The sequence below is a fragment of the Hyphomicrobium sp. genome, assembly GCF_019744875.1.
Taxonomy (GTDB): domain Bacteria; phylum Pseudomonadota; class Alphaproteobacteria; order Rhizobiales; family Hyphomicrobiaceae; genus Hyphomicrobium_C.
Genome location: NZ_JAIETU010000006.1, coordinates 153,709 through 171,902, shown reverse-complemented (window position 1 = coordinate 171,902; position 18,194 = coordinate 153,709). Strand labels below are relative to the sequence as shown.

The window sequence follows — 18,194 nt, the reverse complement described above, 5'->3', positions numbered from 1 at the left end:
GCCCCCTAAGCCGCCGCCTCGGACGGCGGCGCCTCCGTACGCGCGCGCTGCGCCTTGTCGATGGCGGCCTGCACGTCGTCGAGCGGGAACACCTTGCCGAAATTGAGCAGCCAGTCCGGATCGAACACCGCCTTGATGCGCAACTGCACGGCGATGTCTTCCTCCGAGAACTGTACCCGCATCAGGTCGCGCTTTTCGAGGCCGACGCCGTGCTCGCCCGTTAGGCAGCCGCCGACCGACACGCACAGCTTGAGGATTTCCGCCCCCGCCTTCTCGGCCTTGTCCGCTTCGCCCGGCGCGTTGGCGTCGTACATCACCAGCGGATGCAGGTTGCCGTCGCCGGCATGGAAGATGTTGGCCACGCGGAGCCCGTACTTGGCGCAGATCGCCGAGATCTGCTCCAGCACGTGCGGCAGATGCGCGAGCGGGATCGTGCCGTCCATGCAGTAGTAATCGGAGATCCGGCCGATGGCGCCGAAAGCAGACTTGCGGCCCTTCCAGATCTTGGCGCTCTGCTCGGGCGAACCGCTCACCACCAGCGCTTGCGGATTGAGCTCGTGCGCGATGCTCGCGATGTAGGCGAGCCGGTCGGCGATCTCCTGCTCCGATCCTTCGACCTCGATGATCAGCAGCGCCTCCACGTTCATCGGATATCCGGCCTTGGCGAAGGCCTCGCACACCTCGATGGCGGGTTTGTCCATGAACTCGATGGCGACGGGAATGATGCCCGACGCGATGATCCGCGCCACGCAGATGCCGGCCTTGGCGCTCGACTCGAAGCCAATCATCATCGGCCGCGCGCCTTCCGCCGCGCGCAGGATGCGCACCGTCGCCTCGGTGACGATCCCGAACTGGCCCTCCGAGCCCACGATCAGCGCCAGCAGGTCGTAGCCCTCGGAATCGAGATGCGCGCCGCCGATGTCGACCACCTCGCCATCGATCGTCACCATGCGGACGCCGAGCACGTTGTTGGTCGTCACGCCGTACTTGAGGCAATGGGCGCCGCCCGAATTCATGGCGATGTTGCCCGCCAGCGTGCAGGCGATCTGGCTCGACGGGTCAGGTGCGTAGAAGAAATCTTCCGCGCCCACCGCCGCCGAGATCGCGAGATTCGTGATCCCCGCCTCGACTCGCGCGAACCTGTTGTGGAAGTCGATTTCGAGCACGCGGTTCATCTTGGAAATGCCGACGACGATCGAATCCTCGAGCGGCACCGCGCCCCCCGCGAGCGACGTTCCCGCTCCCCGCGGCATCACCTTGATGCCGTTCGCCTTGGCATACTTCAGAACCGCCGAGACACCCTCCGTGGTGCTCGGCAACACGATCGCGAGCGGCATCCTGCGGTAGGCGGTCAGCGCATCGGTCTCGAAGGCACGCCGTCCGTCCTCGTCCGAAATCACAGCGTCCGCCCCGCACAGCACCACGAGATCGCGCACGATCGATTCCCGTCGTCCGACGATCTCCGGATCGGGAAGCGGAAGCGCAATGGACGCCATCGTTTTCTTTCCTCGCGGATGACTGGCCGACAGGCAGAACGCAGGCCAAAAGCGACGCCGACTACATATCCGAACCACGGCTGAATCGCGACCCGCAAGAGGCGCGACGCCAGTCGCCGCGCGGGATTGCTCGCCACGGCACGAGGCGAGTCTCGCACGCGTGCGTCAGCGCCGCAAACCCCAATGCTGCGCGCAGCGACGCCCATCAAACGGTATGTGATCCGCCGCCTGTTGGCGCGCGGCACGCTTACGGCTGGGTCGCAGAAACCGGCACGCTCGTGCTGGCGTCCGGAGCGGGCAATCCCGCGTCTCTCGCGTTTCTGCCGGAAGTCGACATTGGGGACGTGGCCCGCGCTACCATCGCGGCCTCTTTCGAGGACGCCTTCGCGTTGCACGCATCCGAGCTTGGCCCAAAGAGGTGGCCGCGCGCTGTCAGTCTTGTTTCGGGAGTATCTCGCACTGGCGATATCGGCGGGCAGAGCCCGCGCAAGTGACGTCAGCGGGCGCATCGTCAAAGGCGCCTCGCAGCTCTACGTCTATGGCGATTTAAGACAGGGCTTGAAGCGTGAGGTCCGCGCCCCGAGGCGGACGTTACTGGATCGAGAGCACGCGGTCGCTCTCGCGCCGCCGCACCATGCGCGCCACGCCACCCCAGGCGTGCGAGCGGCTCGCATCGCCCATCTGGCGGTGGAGCAACGAGAAGAAGTCGGCAACCTCGGCGGCAAACGCCCCATGCCGCCCTTCGAGCACGACAGCCATGAGTTCGGCGTCATGGATGACGGAGGCTTCTTTTTTCTTTTGGGCGGTAGTGCTTGGCATCGGGCTGACCTCGTGAAGGAACGTTCGCCCCTAAAACGCAAGATCAGCGCCAAACCGCAGCCCCGCCATGAGGCATTGAAATTACAAGATTATTCAGGGATAAGGTTCGCCCGCAACGGCCAGTTGCGCCGTCACCCGTCCCAATATCGAAAAGTGTACCGGGCACGCCGCGCAAAGCGGTGTCCCAGGTTGAGATGGTGAGAGCACACCTTTTTAAGGGTAGCCGGCGGTGCCGGCGAGACTGTCGGGCGCGCGTGTTGCCGGTCCCGCCTATTGCGGCTTCACGGCAGGAGCGCCGGCCGCGACCTTGTTCTTGTCCACCACCGCCGCGGCTGCCTTCTGGGCGTCGGGCGCGTCGACAGACCGCTCCTTCTTCTTCCCGCCGTCCTTCTTGCGGATCTTCTTGCGCACCGGGGCATTGCCGCAATCGTACGACATCACCGTCTTGCGCACGCTCGTCACCGGCTTCACGGTGCTATCGATCGCCATCGCGTCCAGGCTCTGGGTCGGGTTGAAGAGCCGCTTCCAGCCGTAGCTGTGAAAGCCATGCTCGAGCAGCGTGGCCGCCCGCAACGTCCGTTTCGCGCCCGACGACTCGCCCAGCACCACCGCCATCAGCCGGTGCCCGTCCCGCGTCGCGCTCGCCACGACGTTGTACCCGGAATCGCAGGTGAAGCCGGTCTTCAGTCCGTCCGCCCCTTCGAACGACCGCAGGAGACCGTTGTGCGTGCCGATCAGGATCTTGCCGACCTTGGCATTGAACATCGACCAGTAGGGGGCGTGCTCGGGATACTCGGTGACGACCGCGCGCGCGAGCTTGGCGAGATCGCGCGCCGTCGTGACCTGCATAGGCGCCGGCAGCCCACTGGCGTTCACGAACGTCGTGCGCGTCATGCCGAGGCGCTGCGCCGTGCGGTTCATGAGAGCGGAGAACTCGGACTGCGATCCGCTGATCGCCTCGGCCAGCACCACGGCCACGTCATTGGCCGATTTGATGATCACCGATTTGAGCGCCTGATCGACGGTCAACGTCGCGCCGACATGAAGCCCGAGCTTCATCGGAGGCTGAAGTTGCGCCTGTTCGCTGTAGGGAATGCGCTGTTCGAGGGTCAGCTTGCCGGACTTGATCGCCTCGAACGTGAGGTAGGCCGTCATGATCTTCGTGAGCGACGCGGGATGCCACAGATCGTCGGCATCCTCGGCGTAGAGCACTTGCCCGTCCGTGGGATCGAACACGAGCGCGGGCCCTCCGGCGCGGGCTTGCCCGCCGAAAACCAAGCTCAGGGCCGCAAACGCTGCGGCCGGGATCCATTTGGCTCGCATGGCCTTCCCTCGAGAATGCTCCGCACCTAGCATATTCGTTCGTACAGCCGCAATGCGCCGGAGCGCGATTCCGCGCGCGCGTGTCGCGCAAACCAAAGTGTGTGTCGCGCAAGCCAGAGTGCGTCACGCACCAATCAAAGCGCGCGGCACCCAACCCGGAACATGACCTGCCTCACGCGCGCCGGAAAGATCTTCGCCGCAGTCGCGTTACGCCCACGGCCGCGCCGACGCGTCGCGCGCTTCGAAGTCTTTGATCGCTTTTTCTTTTTCGAGCGTCAGCCCGATGTTGTCCAAGCCGTTCAGGAGGCAGTGCTTGCGGAACGGATCGATCTCGAAGCGGATGACGCCGCCGTCGGGACCGCGGATCTCCTGCGTTTCAAGATCCACCGTCACCGTTGCATTCGCGCCCCGGCTCGCATCGTCCATCAGCTTGTCCACCTGCTCCTGCGGCAGCTTGATCGCCAGGATGCCGTTCTGGAAGCAGTTGTTGTAGAAAATGTCGGCGAAATCGGGAGCGATCACGCAACGGAACCCGAAGTCCAGCAACGCCCAGGGCGCGTGCTCGCGCGACGATCCGCAGCCGAAGTTCTCGCCCGCGATCAGGATTTCGGCGTTGCGGTAGGCCGGCTTATTGAGCACGAAATCGGCAAGCTCGTTGCCCGCCTGATCGTACCGCATCTCAAAGAACAGCGCCTTGCCGAGGCCCGTCCGCTTGATCGTCTTCAGGAACTGCTTCGGGATGATCATGTCGGTGTCCACGTTCCTGAGCGGGAACGGGGCGGCGACGCCGGTGAGCTGATTGAATTTCTGCATGAAACTATCCCGCGTCCTGACTGCGTGTCGTGATCCTGGAGTGCGTGGTGTGGGCTACCTCGGCGCCAAATTCAAGCGAGACGCTCACGCCCTGAGACTGTCGGCCAGCGCCCGGAAATAGCCCTCCGCGGCAAGCAAACGGTCCATCCGCAGCTCATGCGCCGCCCGAAGGCGACCCCGGCCGGGGCCGAGCTGTTCGAGCCGTCTTTTAACGCCAGCCAGCTTTCGTCCGTCAAGATGGTGTTGCAGCACGCCGACCAGGGTCTCGAGATACCCCGAAATGCGCCCCAGCTCCCGGATCAGCCCCCGCTGGGCGGCCTTGTCGCGGGGAAACTGCGCCAGGCGCGCCGCATAGGCCTGGGCCCGGTCGAGCGTATCGGCGATGGCGTCGGCATAGCGCGCCACCTTCGCGCGCCGGCCCTGATCGAGCGCCGAGAGCGCGCCCACCCACCGGTTGAGGGTCTCGGCTATGGCGAGGCATCGCTTCGGAAAGTCGATGAGTTGCATGGGGATCGGCCGACGCGCGGGATAGAGACGCCCGATGTTAGGCCGGACGCGCCCCTCCGGGGACAAGTTGCGGAACGCGCCCCTCCGGGGACAACATCGCCCCCCGCAAGGCCGAAACACAGGGATAGGGATCAGCGGATCGACGGATCCGCGAAGCACTGGCGCATGTAGGAACAGCGGTGCGAGCCGGCGAAATGCATGCTGTCGCCCTTGGACGGCGCAATGAACTGGCAGATTTCCTCAAGCCCGTTCTCGTCGAGCCATCCCTGGCGCCGACCGCGCTGCACAGCGAAGCAGTCCGCCGTTTCCTCGTCGGGTCCCCGGAACTGGTGGCCGCACTCGTGCGCGTAGATCCAGAGCTTGACCGGCGTCGAGACCTTGGCGAGCAGCCGCGGATTGAGGATCAGGAAGCCCGGATAGGCCGCGCCGTAGTCGTCGAGCTGGCTGTCGATCACGGTTGGCCGTTGACCGCACACCTGCTGGCGCCCATCGAGCTTCAGCTCTCCGGGCGGGAGAACATGAGCATCGCCGCCCACGTGCTCGGCGTACTCGTCGGGAGTTGGAACATCCTCTGCGCGCGCGGGCGCGGCTCCATGCAGCACCGCAGCGAGAAATGCGCCCGCAGCAACCCATCCGAACACGCGCAACCGAGGACGATGAGCCGTCGACAAATCTTACCCCACCCAAATGCGGCCCAGCCCGCGTGGCCTTGCGACGCGCGCCGTCTGCCCCACAACCATGTGCCCGTCACGCCACCCTAGCAGGCCAACCATCGACTGCAAAAGTTAACATTTGCCCGAAACCAACGCGCGCGAGCGATGGCGCGCACAAAGAATTCCAATCACGCCAACGGTTCGCGCGCGTCCGCTGAGGTCACGCGCATCACCCGAGGGGCGCCCCTCTCAGGGTCCGGCATCCTCCTCGATCTCTTCCATATCCTCGTCGGAGAAGCCGAAATGATGTCCGATTTCGTGCACCAGCACGTGCGTGATGATTTCGCCGAGCGTTTCCCCGCTCTCCACCCAGTAATCCAGGATGGCGCGCCGATAGAGAAACACCATGTCGGGCTCGCGCGCGATGTCGAGGGAACTTTTCTTGTCGAGGCTGAGGCCCTGGTACAGGCCCATGAGATCGAACGGATCCTCGATGTCGAGCTCGTCCAGCACCTCGTCGAGGGCAAAATCCTCGACCCGGATCACGAGATCGCGGCAGACGTCGCGGAACTCGGGTTCGATCCGCTCCCACGCCGCCGCTGCAATTACTTCGAAATCCGCAAGGCTTGGCGCCGTTGCCGCTTTGAGATCCGTCGCCATCCCGCTCTCCCGCATCCGCACCACGAAATGTGCAAACGCGACAGATAGGCTGTTACGCCGTCCGAGAGCAAGCGCGCTGGCGAGGTGCTCGCCAGCGCATCAGGTCACTGGGCCAAAAGGCCCACCGCCTCAAGCCTGCCAGTTGCGGATGTCCACGAAGTGGCCGGTGATCGCGGCAACGGCTGCCATCGCGGGCGAGACGAGATGCGTCCGCCCCTTGTAGCCCTGGCGGCCCTCGAAATTGCGGTTCGAGGTCGAGGCGCAGCGTTGGCCCGGCTTCAACTGGTCCGGGTTCATGCCGAGGCACATCGAGCAGCCGGGTTCTCGCCACTCGAAGCCCGCCGCCGTGAAGATCTTGTCGAGGCCTTCCGCCTCGGCCTGCTCCTTCACGAGGCCGGAGCCCGGCACGATCATCGCATAGGCCAGGCGATCGGAAATCGACTTGCCCTCGACGATCCGCGCCACCTCGCGCAGATCCTCCATGCGGCCGTTCGTGCACGAGCCGATCCACACCACGTCGAGCGGAATGTCGGTCATCTTGGTGCCCGGCGTGAGGCCCATGTAGTCGAGTGCACGCACCATCGAGGCGCGCTTGTTCTCGTCGGAAACCTCGGCCGGGTTCGGAACGACGCCCGCGATCGACACGACGTCCTCCGGGCTCGTACCCCAGCTCACGATCGGCGGCAGCTTGGCCGCATCGAGACGGACTTCGTGATCGAAATGCGCGCCCTCGTCGGTGTACAGCGTCTCCCAGTACTTGAGCGCCATGTCCCAGGCCTGCCCTTTGGGCGCCTTGGGCCGTCCCTTGATGAAAGCATAGGTCTTCTCGTCGGGCGCGATCATGCCCGCGCGCGCGCCACCCTCGATCGACATGTTGCAGACCGTCATGCGGCCTTCCATCGAAAGGTCGCGGATCGCCTGGCCCGCATACTCGATCACCGAGCCGGTACCGCCCGCAGTGCCGATCTCGCCGATGATGGCGAGGATGATGTCCTTCGACGTGACGTGCGGCGGCAGCTTGCCGTCCACGGTCACGCGCATGTTCTTGGCCTTCTTCTGCACCAGCGTCTGCGTCGCGAGCACGTGCTCGACCTCGCTCGTGCCGATGCCGTGCGCCAGCGCGCCGAAAGCGCCGTGCGTCGAAGTATGGCTGTCGCCGCAAACGATCGTCGTGCCAGGAAGCGTGAAGCCCTGCTCGGGGCCCACCACGTGCACGATGCCCTGGCGCTTGTCACGCTCATGGAAATACTCGACGCCGAAATCGCGCGCGTTAGCCGCCAGCGTTTCCACCTGGATGCGGCTGTCCTCGTCGGCGATGCCCTTGGTGCGGTCGGTCGTCGGCACGTTGTGGTCCACCACGGCCAGCGTCTTCTCCGGCGCGCGCACCTTCCGGCCCGACATCCGAAGTCCCTCGAACGCCTGCGGGCTCGTCACCTCGTGTACGAGGTGGCGATCGATGTAGAGCAGGCAGGTGCCGTCGGCTTGGCGGTCGACCACGTGGTCGTCGAAGATCTTGTCGTAGAGCGTTTTGGCCATGATGGGGCTCGGGGTCCGGGGCAAAAGTGCTGTCGGAGAGCCGGCCCCGGTTTGAGCCGGGACAGGACCGGCGCTCCGGGAAAGCACGACAATCCAATGAGACGCATGAGATAGCGTTTCGCCCGCCGAGTTGCAAATCAGCAGGCCTAAAAACACCCATCAGACGAGATCGAAAGCCGGGATCGCGACGTTTTGCGCCGGACACCGGGCGCCTTTCGGCCGGCGAGCCGTAAAATGGCCGGACCTGAGGGGCCCGGCCAAGTTCTGCCCGATACGGCCGACCTGGGGTGGTGGCAGTTGACCCCCGAGATGCCGGACCGGATAGCCCTGATACGCACCGGCAGGGTCTTGGATCTCATATGTCCGCGAATTAATGGAGGCGCAGGCGCCGGCCGGGAAAGGCCCGCTACGCCCTCCAAAACCGGAACGCGCCTCCAAAGAGCGCGCACGCCCCGCGCGGCGGCACCACTACTCCCGCCAGTGACGCGCCTTGGCCACCAGGAAGTCGCGCAGCACCTGCACTTTTTTCGAGCCCTTGAGCTCCTCCGGATAAACGAACAGCACCGGCAGGCTGGGCTGCTCAACCTCGCACTTGGTCAAAACAGGCACGAGATCCGTGTCCTGCTCGGTCATGTAGTCCGGGATCATGCCGATGCCGATGCCGGCCAGCACCGCTTGCTTGATCGCCACGACGCTGTTCGTTTTGAGCACCGGCTCGCGCAGTTCCCCGGCGGGGCGCCCCGCGGTCTCGAGCCAGCTGATCGCCGGCAGGAGCTGGGGCGGCAGTCCGCTGTAAGAAAGGATGCGATGCGCTCCGTTGTCGAGCTCCGCAAACGTCTCCGGGACCCCGTAGCGGCGCGTATACTGGGCCGACGCCATCGGCCGGACCTGCGCCGAGAACAACGCCCGCCGGATGAGATCCGGCTGTTCCGGCTCGCGCGTCCAGATCGCGACATCCGCCGCTCGCATGGCAATATCGATCTGGTCGTCGTCGAGCAGCAGTTCGATGCGGATTTCGGGATAAAGCTCCATGAACTCGCGCAGGCGCTGCGACACCCACACCGTCCCGAGCCCGACGGGCGCGGCGATGCAGAGCAGCCCCGAGGGCTTCGTCGTCGTATCCGCCAGCAGGGTCTCGGCGGTCTGCAGCTTGGTCATCACCTCCGCGACCGTGCCGTAGAGCAGTTCCCCCTGCTCGGTCAGCACGAGGCCGCGCGCATGGCGATGAAACAGCGAAACCTTGAGGTCGCGTTCGAGGGCCGACACCTGCCGGCTGACCGCCGATTGGCTCATGTTGAGCGCATCGCCGGCGTGCGTGAAGCTCCCCGCAGCCGCGGCCGCGTGAAAAATCCTGAGTTTGTCCCAGTCCATGAGGCAATCCTCGGTCGGCGAATGAAACGGCGAAGGGGTGCAATGCGGACGAAAATCGAAGCACGACGTAGACGCATGGTCAGTACAGCAATGCAATTATTCGATAGCACAAGCCGATCGCCATCAGAAAATGCATAACGACGCGGGGACACGGTCGTACTTAAGCATGTTGGCAAGGGATAGGCGCGATGCCTATATGCGAGGCACAAACATGCCAGACCGAGGAATTTCCCTTCTGTGCCGACAACATAGGTCAAATTCAAGATGAGCTCGAAAACAGTCGCAGCGTTAGCGCTCGCCGTCACCCTCGCCGCCTGCGGCGATAGCCACACGCCGACCAAGCTTTGGGAGACAACCGGCTTCCAAACCCCAGAATCCGCCATCGTCGATACGGCATCGAACGTCATCTACGTCAGCAACATTGCAGGTGGCCCGGCCGACCGCGACGGCAACGGCTACATCTCCAAGCTCTCGCCCGACGGCAAGGTGACGGTCGAAAAATGGGTGACGGGTCTCGATTCGCCGAAGGGCCTTGGCCTTCACGGCGGCAAGCTCTTCGTCGCCGACCTCGACAAGCTCGTCGAGATTGACGTTGCCTCGGGCAACATTGTCACGAAGCACGAGGCGGCCGGCGCAAAAATCCTGAATGACGTCGCGATCGACGGCGAAGGCAACGTCTACACCTCCGACTGGCCCGGCAACGCCATCTGGCGGCTTTCGGGCGGCACGTTCGAGAAGTGGCTGGAAAGCGACAAGCTGGCAAACCCGAACGGCTTGCTCATCGATGGCGACAAGCTCATCGTGGCCGCATGGGGCGCGATGGAGGCCGACTTCTCGACTAAGACACCGGGCAACCTGCTAGCAGTCAATTTGGCCGATAAGTCGATTTCGAACCTTGGCAACGGTAAGCCGGTCGGAAACCTCGACGGCCTCGAGAGATTTGACGCCGACAGCTTCATCGTCACCGACTGGGTTGCCGGCAAGGTCTTCCAGATCACCCGGGCGGGCGATGCCAAGGAGCTTCTCGTCCTCGGCCAGTGGTCAGCCGACCTGACATATAACGCCACCACGCGCACCGCGATCATCCCGCTGATGGTCGACGGCAAGGTCGTCGCCTACAAGTTCTAAGCGAGCGCTTCGAAAGCACGGCTGTACAGAAACGAAATGCCCTCTCACCGGACCAGCCGGAGAGAGGGCATTTTTCTTGTGAGACTATTCCGCCGCGGCGTGCGTGGCGGAAGCCGCGCCTGCAGCACTCAGATGCAGGAACTTCTCGGTTTCGAGCGCGGCCATGCAGCCCATGCCGGCCGCCGTCACCGCCTGCCGGTAGATGTCGTCCTTCACGTCGCCGGCCGCGAACACGCCCGGAATGGACGTCGCCGTCGAATCCGGAGCCGTGATGAGATAGCCCGACGGCTTGGTCTCGAGCTGCCCCTTGAAGAGCTCCGTCGCGGGCGCATGCCCGATGGCGACGAACACGCCGTCCACCTTGCGCTCCGTGATCTTGCCCGTCTTCACGTTCTTGATGCGCACGGCCGAAACCGCGCGCGGCTCGTGGACACCGACGATCTCCTCGATGGCGCTGTCCCACACCACTTCCACCTTGGGATTCTTGAACAGTCGGTCCTGCAAAATCCGCTCGGCGCGAAAGTGATCCCGGCGATGCACGACCACGACCTTGCTCGCGAAGTTGGTGAGGAAGATCGCCTCTTCCACGGCTGTGTTGCCGCCGCCGACGACCACGACTTCCTTGCCCTTGTAGAAAAAGCCGTCGCACGTCGCGCATGCCGAGACGCCGTAACCCTTGAAGGTCTGCTCGCTCTCGATGCCGAGCCAGCGGGCCTGAGCGCCCGTCGCGATGATCAACGCGTCGCACGTGTAATGGTCGCCGGAATCGCCCTCGAGCCGGAACGGCCGCTGCGAAAGGTCGACCTTGACGATGTAGTCCATCACGATCTCGGTGCCGACATGCTCGGCCTGCGCGCGCATCTGCTCCATGAGCCACGGCCCCTGGATCACGTCGGCGAAGCCCGGATAGTTCTCGACTTCGGTGGTGATCGTAAGCTGCCCGCCGGGCTGGTTGCCCTGGATCATGACCGGGGACAGCATGGCGCGGGCAGCATAGATGGCGGCCGTATAGCCGGCCGGACCCGACCCGAGAATGATGACGCGTGCGTGCTTGGCGTTGCTCATGACGACCCTTCTGTTCGCCGAACCGCGCGGCCGCGCCACCCATGAAGCGGCGGTCGTCCAGCGGCGCTCAGCGTGCGAATCCTGCTGCGAGGCTGCTCTCATATAAGCAAGGATGGCGGGCGGCGCGAGCCCCGCCAAACGCAACGCGCCTAGCGTCAAACCGCGCTGAGATAGGACATGGCCGCGCGAATCACGGGGGGAGCGAACAAAATATTCCTGTGCCCCAAGCCGTCGAACGCCTTGAGGCGGGCCGTCGGGCATTGCGCGACGATTTCCTCGGCGTGGTAGAAGCCGACTTCCGTGTCGTCGCGGGCATGCATCACCAGCGCCGGGCGCCCGGTGGCGGCCAGCAGGCGCGCCCCCGTGAACTCGGCAATCGGCCGGTGCGCGATGCGTGCGAGCCGCTGCTCGTAGGCGCGCGCGGCCGCCGGCTGAAGCGAAAGCTCGTCCGCGAACTCCCGCGTAATGGCGCCGAATTTGTTCGGCATCGACACGAGCACGTAACGCTCGAACGGATAGGCGCGCGCCATCGGCGGTCCGCCCTCGCCCGCCAGCAGCAGCGCCAGCCCGCCCATCGAATGCGCCACCGCAAAACGGATCGGCCCCAGCGCCTCCGCCACCTGCAGAAGCGCCCGCGAGCAATCGATCAGGCTGGCGCGCTCCCGCGCGCTGCGCCCATGCGCCGGCTGGTCGAACGCCACGACGCGGAATCCAGCTCTGCGTAGCTGCTCGGCAAAGACCGCCATGAACGAGGCTTCGCTCGTCCAGCCATGCGCGATCAGCACGCTGCCGCGCTCACTCCCGGCGCGATCGGGCCCGTCCGGCTCGAACACATAGGCCTGCACCGGCCCCTCGGTGGTCGGCACCTCGATCCACTGCGCATGCCGGAGATGAAACCGCGCCCGCTCCGTCAGCACCGTGTGATCGGCGCTCCGCCGCGACGAAAGCTTGGGCGTGCAGAACCGTTCGTAGGCGAGATCCCCGGCGCGCGCCGGCGGAAGTCTTTCGTAGGACAATGGCTGGAGCCGCAGTGTCCGGTCGAAGAACGTCGTCACTCCCCGCCCCCTAGAGCTGCCGCATCGCCTTGAGGCTCGCACAGCCCGAACGACCGACGATGACATGATCGTGCACCAGCACGCCAAGCGGCCGCCCCGCTTCGGCAATCATCCGCGTCATGTCTATATCCGCACGCGACGGCGTGGGATCGCCCGACGGATGGTTGTGCATCATGCCTGCCCGCATGGTAAGCCATTGATTTTTATCAGATAAATGACAGGATGACGAGGAGAGGTGCCGGAGATTGGGATCGGTTGTTGATGCCCGAACGTGACCATCACGCCCGATCACCCCTGTGCTCGACGGCTCCCTTGGATGCACGGCACTGCACCTTATTCTTTTCATCCCATGCATCAAGCTCGTCGAGCGGGTAGAGCACGGCCTTGCCAATTTTGACGAACGACGGGCCAAGACGCATGGCGCGCCAGTTTCGAAGCGTCCCAACCGAAATGCCGCCCCGGTAGCGTTCAGCTACCTCGTCAGGCGTAAGGAATTTGCTGTCTGCCACTACCGCCTCCTTCGGCAGCACGACCAACGCCGTGTCGCCGCGCCTTGAGTTGATCATCGCGGTAGTTTGTCGAGGTTCGCTTCGGGGGTTTGTTTCACGCGCCCGAGCCCGGTGCCTCACGCTTCCGCACGGCCATACATGCTGCGGAATTCTGCAGGGCGAAAGACGTCAGAGGCAGGGGGCGTAGAAACGGATACCGTAGAGGCCACATAGGCGGGATTGACTGCGCTGCCTTTCACCGACGGCGCTAGGTGCCGAGCAGGTGCTGCGCCACGGGCATATGTGGGCGAATTCCGTCACGAGTTTGTGGGGTCGTGCGGGCGCGGAATGACGCGACACACTCAAAAAGAGGTTTGTCTACCATATCCACATGTTTTTCGACGGGCCGAAAGAGAAGTAAGTTCAGTAGGTTAGAGAGATAGGAGTTCAAGCCGCCAGAGTTTAAAAATCGCGCTAGGTGCAATGTAGGTGCAGAGAGCGACGGCTAGAATCGGCGGCAAATGTGCGGGTGTGGTGGAATTGGTAGACGCGCTGGATTCAAAATCCAGTTCCGAGAGGAGTGCCGGTTCGACCCCGGCCACCCGCACCACCTTCTTCAAGTGTTCACTCTGAGTCTAGTTTGAGTCCGGTTGGGCTCGCCGGACTCGACGAAGCCGAGAAATACGAATTCGCCATAGCGCTCCGCCGAGACGCGCCACAGCCGCACCAAATGCGAAAACGTGACCGGGACCGCGCAGTCGCTCTGGCTCGAGAGCGAGGTGAGGTGCGAACGCGTGATCTTTCGGACATTGGTGTGCCCCGCTGTTACCTGACCCGGATGTGTGACGAGGGCCTGCTTATCAAAGTTGGCTATGGCCGCTACCGTGTTGCCAAACCTGAGGCGGCTTGAGATTGGTACGCACCGAATTTAGTTAGAGCATGTAGCCGATATCTGAGGCGCCGGTGGGATAGGCAAACATCGTCCTCTTCAGATTGCCGGCCGTCAGGTCGTGGCGGATCGCCAGGGCAAACAGGTTGATCACTTCATCGGCGTGCGGTCCGACAAGATGAGCGCCGATAATGCGCCCGGTGCCGTCCTCGACCATCACCTTGAAGCCATAGGTCTTCTCTGCGGCTTGGCGGGCTGTAAACCAGTCGGACGCTTTCTGGGACTTCGTTTGGAACTTCAGGCCCTGCTGATGTGCTTCGTGCTCACTCAATCCGACAGCGGCGATCGGCGGGACCGTGAAGGCTACGCTCGGCACGCCGCGATAGTCGGGTCTATGCCGATTGCCCTCCAGAAGATTAGCGGCGACAACCTTGGCGTCGTGGCTGGAAACAGGAGTGAGCGGCGGCCCCTTCTGCGCCGCATCGCCGGCGGCGTACACGGCCGGGTTAGAGACGCTCTGCAGGTGCTCATTCAGCTTGAGCCGGCAGGTCTCGGTGGCGATGCCGCCGGCCTCGAGATCTAGCTCGTCCAGCGCGGGCGCCCGGCCGGCCGAATGGACAACGAGGTCGGCCTCAAAGGTCGCGTCTCTACTTTCGGACGAGGCGCGGACGACAAAGCCCGCACCCTTCTTCTCGATCTCCTGTACTGTGGTCCGCAGGCGCACATCCACCCCGATTTCACGAAATTTGTCCATGAGCCAGCCGACAAGATCCGGATCAAAGTGCGTGAGCATCCGCTCGCCACGCTGGAGGATTGTTACTTGCGCGCCCGCGCGCGCGGCGATGTGGGAGAATTCCGACGCTATATAGCCGCCGCCGACTAGCACGATGCGGCGGGGCAGCCGCTCCATCGCCAGGAAGTCTTCGTTGGTGGCGAAGTACTCTTCACCCGGAATCCCCAGCTTTATCGGCTCGGCACCGGCAGCGATCAGAACGTGCCGGGCTTCAAGGCTCTCGGCGTCCACTGTCAGGCTGTTCCGGCCTGTAAAGCGCGCGTGTCCGTGATACGTATCGATGCCTTTTTCATCGTAACGGTGTTCGTGGTTTTCAGGAATCGGATCGGTGAAGGTGCGTTTGAAGGCTATCAGTTCGGGCCAGTCGATGTGGACGTCGCCAGCAACGCCGTTGCCCCTCATGCGCCGGGCATGGTCGAGGGCGGAGGCGCCGCCGACAAGCATCTTTTTCGGGTCGCAGCCGCGCAGGGCGCAGGTGCCGCCGAAGGGTCTGTGGTCAATCACTGCCACGCTCCAGCCGGCGGCGCGTACGCGCATCGCGGCGACCATGGCCGCGGTTCCGGTCCCTATGACGACAAGGTCGTATCGGTTCGCCACTCGTCTCTCCTAACTTGTTCGTCACTATCGTTTTCGTATGTCTGCAGCCGCCGATCCGAACGCGGCGCCGATTCCCGCGAGAGCGCCGCCATTGATGGCATCCACAGCATCATCGTGCCTGGATCGACAGCGCACGTGCGCTTCCAGGTGACGTGGTGATGGAGTCCTTGCGCTCGAAATCGAATGTTGCCTCGCATGAATCTGCATCAACCGGCGCAGCAGGATAGCTTTGCGACGTCCTTGTTAAAGGATAGCGCTGCGAGCTTCAGACCCTCGACGGTCGTCAGATAAGGAAAGATCATGTCCGCGAGGTCCTCGACGGTGAGGCGCTGCCGGATCGCGAGCGCTGCGGTCTGGATGCTGTCCGCCCCTTCCGGCGCGAGAACATGCGCGCCAAGCAGCCGACCGCTGCCGGCATCGGCAACAAGCTTGATCAACCCGCGGGTGTCGCGTGCGGCAAGCGCGCGCGGCACGTGGTCGAGGCCAATCGTCGAGACGCGGACGGCGTGTCCAGCCGCACGCGCCGCGGCCTCAGTCAGACCGACACTCGCCACCTGAGGATCGGTGAAGACGATGGCGGGCATGGCGCTGTTGTCGTAGCGCAGGCTGTCGCCGTTGAGGGCGTTCTTCACCGCAAGCTTGGCGCCGTAGGCGGCCATGTAGACGAACTGGTCGCGTCCGGTGACGTCGCCGGCGGCATAGATGCCGGCGCGGGTCGTGCGCATACGCTCGTCGACAACGATGCCGCCCTTCGGCGAGACGATGATCCCCTGCTCGGCCAGTCCAAGACCTTCGGTGTTGGGCGTGCGGCCGGTTGTGATCAGCACCTGATCGGCGTCGATCGACGTGTCTTGGCCGTCGCGCGTGACCGTGAGCACAATCCCATCCTCGGTCCTGCGGATAGCGCGGTAGGCGATGCCAGAGACCACCGTGATCCCCTCGTTCTCGAAGTACCCGGTCAGCGCCGCGCCGATCTCTGGTTCGGCCTCGGGCAGCAGGCGGGACCGGCAGACGAGCGTCACCTTGACGCCGGCGCGGGCGAACATCTGGGCGAGCTCCGCCCCGATATAGCCGCCGCCGACCACCAGCAGCGACCGGGGCAGCTCCTCAAGGTCTAGCGCCGTCGTGCTGGTGAGATACGGCACGGTCTCAATGCCTGGGATGGCCGGAACGGCCGGCCGCGCACCGGTCGCGATGATGACCTTGCCGACGGGAAGGCGTGTGCCGCTCACCACGACACCGCCATCGACTAGGCGCGCCGGTCCCTCGCGATAGGCGATGCCGTTATAGGCGGGGAGCAGGTCGACATACTTGGCCTGGCGCAGCTCGGAAACCAGCGCGTCCTTCTGGCGGACGGTTCCGCGCCAGTCGATCAATTCGGCCTCCGCCGTGATTCCGGCAAAGCGGGCTGCCACGCGGGCGTTGTGCAGCGTCTCGGCGGCGCGGATCAGGGTCTTCGACGGCACGCAGCCGACATTGACGCAGGTGCCGCCGATGGTGCCGCTGCCGATGAGCGCTACCTGCGCCCCCTGTTCGGCGGCGGTGATTGACGCCGAGAAGCCGGCCGATCCGGCGCCGATGACGACGAGGTCGTAGGCGCCGTCATTGCGGCCGTTCACGCGGAGGGGGTGGTTCGCGACCGTCGTAATCTTCGATCCCACATCGAGACCAGCAAGACTCGGTCCGAACAGAGCGCGGCCGGCCTCCAGTCCTTCCTCGATCGACAGCCGGAAACCCGGCTCGTCTGCGGAACGTTCGTCGCGCCAGGCGGAAAGATGCTCGTCGGAGCAGAAAAAGGCAGTCGTCGCGCAAAGCGAGCTTGCGGCGCAGCCGTCTTCATAGCGAACGCTGAGCCACACGACGGCCGTCACCGGCGCAACATCGGCCAGGGCCTGGCCGCGGTCCCGCATTGTGATCCGGACCGGTGCGCCGCAGTGGCGACACGGCGATGCGACCGCGATGTCGCGCTCGGTCATCGCGCCGACGCCGAGCGCGTCAACCGCGCACATGGCATTGAGCGTGCGCCCATCCACCGTGACCTGGTGGCCGGTGTCGAGGTCGGTGAAGGGATAGGCACCGACGATCTTGTCGTCGTCGAGCACGACGAGGTCGCGGCGGCGCAGTTCTTCGAGCAGAGGCCTGATCGCGGACTCGCTCAGCGCCGCGCGCTCACCAAGCGTGCCTATTGTCGGAGCGCGTCCGTCTGCGGCGTAGAGCTGAAGCAGCGCAACGCGCACGCGATCGGCGGCGAGATCATAGCCGCTCCAGCGGTTGAGCACATGGTTGGAGCCGACCATGGCCAACAGCGCGTCCTTGACCGCCCGCGACGTGACCACCGACCAGTCCGGAATGGTCACGCCAGGTCGCACGACAAAGCTCGGCAATATCGCGGGGAAGGACGTCGCAACCGTGTTGCGGGGCGAGGACGATGCGCAGCAGTCGTTCATGGCCTTACGCCTTCCTTGTCAATTCGTCTCGGAGCGGGCGGCTTTGACACGGCGATGATGGACGCCCCACGCCACAAGACCGACGCAGGCGACCATAGGGGGAAGCACCACAGGGCCCGCCTGCGCCAGCCACGCGCCAAGACCTGCCAACGGCAAACTATGGCGAGGAGGGGCGCTGCACAGCAAAGCGCGGCGAGAAGCGCGCCTGCCATACCTGCTCGGATCGCGGCGCGGTCATTCATCTCAACTGCCCTTTCGCTTCGGATGCGCCGGAAAGCCCGCGTTCATGCTCGCGGCTGCGATGGCGTCGGGGTTCGTCCTGGCGTCGTCGAAGGTCACCGTCGCAGTTCTGGTTTGGAATGACACAGCCACCTTCGCGACGCCTGGAACCGCCGCCATCGACGTCTTCACGATGTAAGGGCATGAGGCGCAGGTCATGTTGTCGACGGTGAAGGTCATCGTGCGTTCACCGGCGAATGCGGCCGGCGCCACCATCACCGAGGCGATCAGGGCGAGAGCGCTCAAGCTTGTCTTCATGGGACGGGTCTCCTTTT

The 18,194-nt window shown here is 64.4% G+C and carries 18 protein-coding genes, 1 tRNA gene and 1 pseudogene; 4 read left to right on the top strand and 16 right to left on the bottom strand.

Going from position 1 to position 18,194, the window contains the following annotated elements; translation table 11 throughout:
• Positions 1-5 precede the first annotated feature (5 nt).
• Positions 6-1,496, bottom strand: coding sequence for an FAD-linked oxidase C-terminal domain-containing protein (locus tag K2Y42_RS15965; RefSeq protein WP_291154296.1), 1,491 nt, complete (start codon positions 1,494-1,496; stop codon positions 6-8).
• Between K2Y42_RS15965 and K2Y42_RS21300 the strand changes: the two genes are divergently transcribed.
• Positions 1,442-1,990 (top strand): LUD domain-containing protein, encoded by a 549-nt coding sequence (locus K2Y42_RS21300; protein ID WP_366512418.1) that lies wholly within the window; start codon positions 1,442-1,444, stop codon positions 1,988-1,990. The two genes, K2Y42_RS15965 and K2Y42_RS21300, sit on opposite strands and share 55 nt — an antisense overlap.
• 97 nt (positions 1,991-2,087) lie before the next feature.
• On the opposite strand, the gene K2Y42_RS15960 is transcribed toward K2Y42_RS21300, so the two are convergent.
• From K2Y42_RS15960 to K2Y42_RS15925, 8 genes are all read right to left on the bottom strand, one after another.
• Complete coding sequence (locus K2Y42_RS15960; RefSeq protein WP_291154295.1) at positions 2,088-2,315, bottom strand: hypothetical protein; 228 nt, start codon at positions 2,313-2,315, stop codon at positions 2,088-2,090.
• A 270-nt stretch (positions 2,316-2,585) separates the two neighbouring features.
• On the bottom strand, positions 2,586-3,638 hold the full coding sequence (locus K2Y42_RS15955) for a D-alanyl-D-alanine carboxypeptidase family protein (protein ID WP_291154294.1): 1,053 nt from the start codon (positions 3,636-3,638) through the stop codon (positions 2,586-2,588).
• A 207-nt stretch (positions 3,639-3,845) separates the two neighbouring features.
• Positions 3,846-4,451 carry a 3-isopropylmalate dehydratase small subunit gene (gene leuD, locus K2Y42_RS15950; RefSeq protein ID WP_291154293.1) on the bottom strand — a complete coding sequence of 202 codons (606 nt, stop codon included), beginning with the start codon at positions 4,449-4,451 and terminating at the stop codon, positions 3,846-3,848.
• Positions 4,452-4,535: 84 nt separating this feature from the next.
• Positions 4,536-4,958 carry a hypothetical protein gene (locus K2Y42_RS15945; RefSeq protein WP_291154292.1) on the bottom strand — a complete coding sequence of 141 codons (423 nt, stop codon included), beginning with the start codon at positions 4,956-4,958 and terminating at the stop codon, positions 4,536-4,538.
• Positions 4,959-5,089: 131 nt separating this feature from the next.
• Complete coding sequence (locus K2Y42_RS15940) at positions 5,090-5,629, bottom strand: hypothetical protein (RefSeq protein WP_291154291.1); 540 nt, start codon at positions 5,627-5,629, stop codon at positions 5,090-5,092.
• Positions 5,630-5,860: 231 nt separating this feature from the next.
• A complete protein-coding gene (locus K2Y42_RS15935) occupies positions 5,861-6,271 on the bottom strand; it encodes a metallopeptidase family protein (protein WP_291154290.1) in 411 nt (136 codons plus the stop codon).
• A gap of 129 nt (positions 6,272-6,400) precedes the next feature.
• Positions 6,401-7,807: a 3-isopropylmalate dehydratase large subunit gene (leuC, locus tag K2Y42_RS15930; RefSeq protein WP_291154289.1), complete on the bottom strand. Its 1,407-nt coding sequence runs from the start codon at positions 7,805-7,807 to the stop codon at positions 6,401-6,403.
• A 468-nt stretch (positions 7,808-8,275) separates the two neighbouring features.
• Positions 8,276-9,178, bottom strand: coding sequence for a LysR family transcriptional regulator (locus tag K2Y42_RS15925; RefSeq protein WP_291154288.1), 903 nt, complete (start codon positions 9,176-9,178; stop codon positions 8,276-8,278).
• Between the two features lie 264 nt (positions 9,179-9,442).
• Here K2Y42_RS15925 and K2Y42_RS15920 point away from each other — a divergent pair, with 264 nt between their 5' ends.
• Positions 9,443-10,306 (top strand): hypothetical protein, encoded by an 864-nt coding sequence (locus K2Y42_RS15920; protein WP_291154287.1) that lies wholly within the window; start codon positions 9,443-9,445, stop codon positions 10,304-10,306.
• A gap of 84 nt (positions 10,307-10,390) precedes the next feature.
• Here the strand turns inward: K2Y42_RS15920 and trxB are convergent, their stop codons facing one another.
• The 4 genes and pseudogenes from trxB to K2Y42_RS15900 form a co-directional block, all read right to left on the bottom strand.
• Positions 10,391-11,371, bottom strand: a complete 981-nt coding sequence (trxB, locus tag K2Y42_RS15915; protein ID WP_291154286.1) for a thioredoxin-disulfide reductase — start codon at positions 11,369-11,371, stop codon at positions 10,391-10,393.
• 155 nt (positions 11,372-11,526) lie between these two features.
• Positions 11,527-12,426: an alpha/beta fold hydrolase gene (locus tag K2Y42_RS15910; RefSeq protein ID WP_291154285.1), complete on the bottom strand. Its 900-nt coding sequence runs from the start codon at positions 12,424-12,426 to the stop codon at positions 11,527-11,529.
• Between the two features lie 10 nt (positions 12,427-12,436).
• Positions 12,437-12,601: pseudogene (locus K2Y42_RS15905) on the bottom strand (JAB domain-containing protein); the annotation flags it as partial.
• A gap of 103 nt (positions 12,602-12,704) precedes the next feature.
• A complete protein-coding gene (locus tag K2Y42_RS15900; protein WP_291154822.1) occupies positions 12,705-12,935 on the bottom strand; it encodes a helix-turn-helix domain-containing protein in 231 nt (76 codons plus the stop codon).
• A 504-nt stretch (positions 12,936-13,439) separates the two neighbouring features.
• Between K2Y42_RS15900 and K2Y42_RS15895 the strand changes: the two genes are divergently transcribed.
• A tRNA-Leu gene (locus tag K2Y42_RS15895) sits at positions 13,440-13,524 on the top strand.
• Positions 13,525-13,644: 120 nt separating this feature from the next.
• Positions 13,645-13,824 carry a type IV toxin-antitoxin system AbiEi family antitoxin domain-containing protein gene (locus K2Y42_RS21295; protein ID WP_366512411.1) on the top strand — a complete coding sequence of 60 codons (180 nt, stop codon included), beginning with the start codon at positions 13,645-13,647 and terminating at the stop codon, positions 13,822-13,824.
• A 22-nt stretch (positions 13,825-13,846) separates the two neighbouring features.
• Here the strand turns inward: K2Y42_RS21295 and K2Y42_RS15890 are convergent, their stop codons facing one another.
• From K2Y42_RS15890 to K2Y42_RS15880, 3 genes are all read right to left on the bottom strand, one after another.
• Positions 13,847-15,193 (bottom strand): NAD(P)/FAD-dependent oxidoreductase, encoded by a 1,347-nt coding sequence (locus K2Y42_RS15890; RefSeq protein WP_291154284.1) that lies wholly within the window; start codon positions 15,191-15,193, stop codon positions 13,847-13,849.
• A gap of 206 nt (positions 15,194-15,399) precedes the next feature.
• Positions 15,400-17,640: a bifunctional organomercurial lyase/mercury(II) reductase MerBA gene (gene merBA, locus K2Y42_RS15885; RefSeq protein ID WP_291154283.1), complete on the bottom strand. Its 2,241-nt coding sequence runs from the start codon at positions 17,638-17,640 to the stop codon at positions 15,400-15,402.
• A gap of 243 nt (positions 17,641-17,883) precedes the next feature.
• Positions 17,884-18,177 carry a cation transporter gene (locus K2Y42_RS15880; RefSeq protein ID WP_291154282.1) on the bottom strand — a complete coding sequence of 98 codons (294 nt, stop codon included), beginning with the start codon at positions 18,175-18,177 and terminating at the stop codon, positions 17,884-17,886.
• Positions 18,178-18,194: the final 17 nt, after the last annotated feature.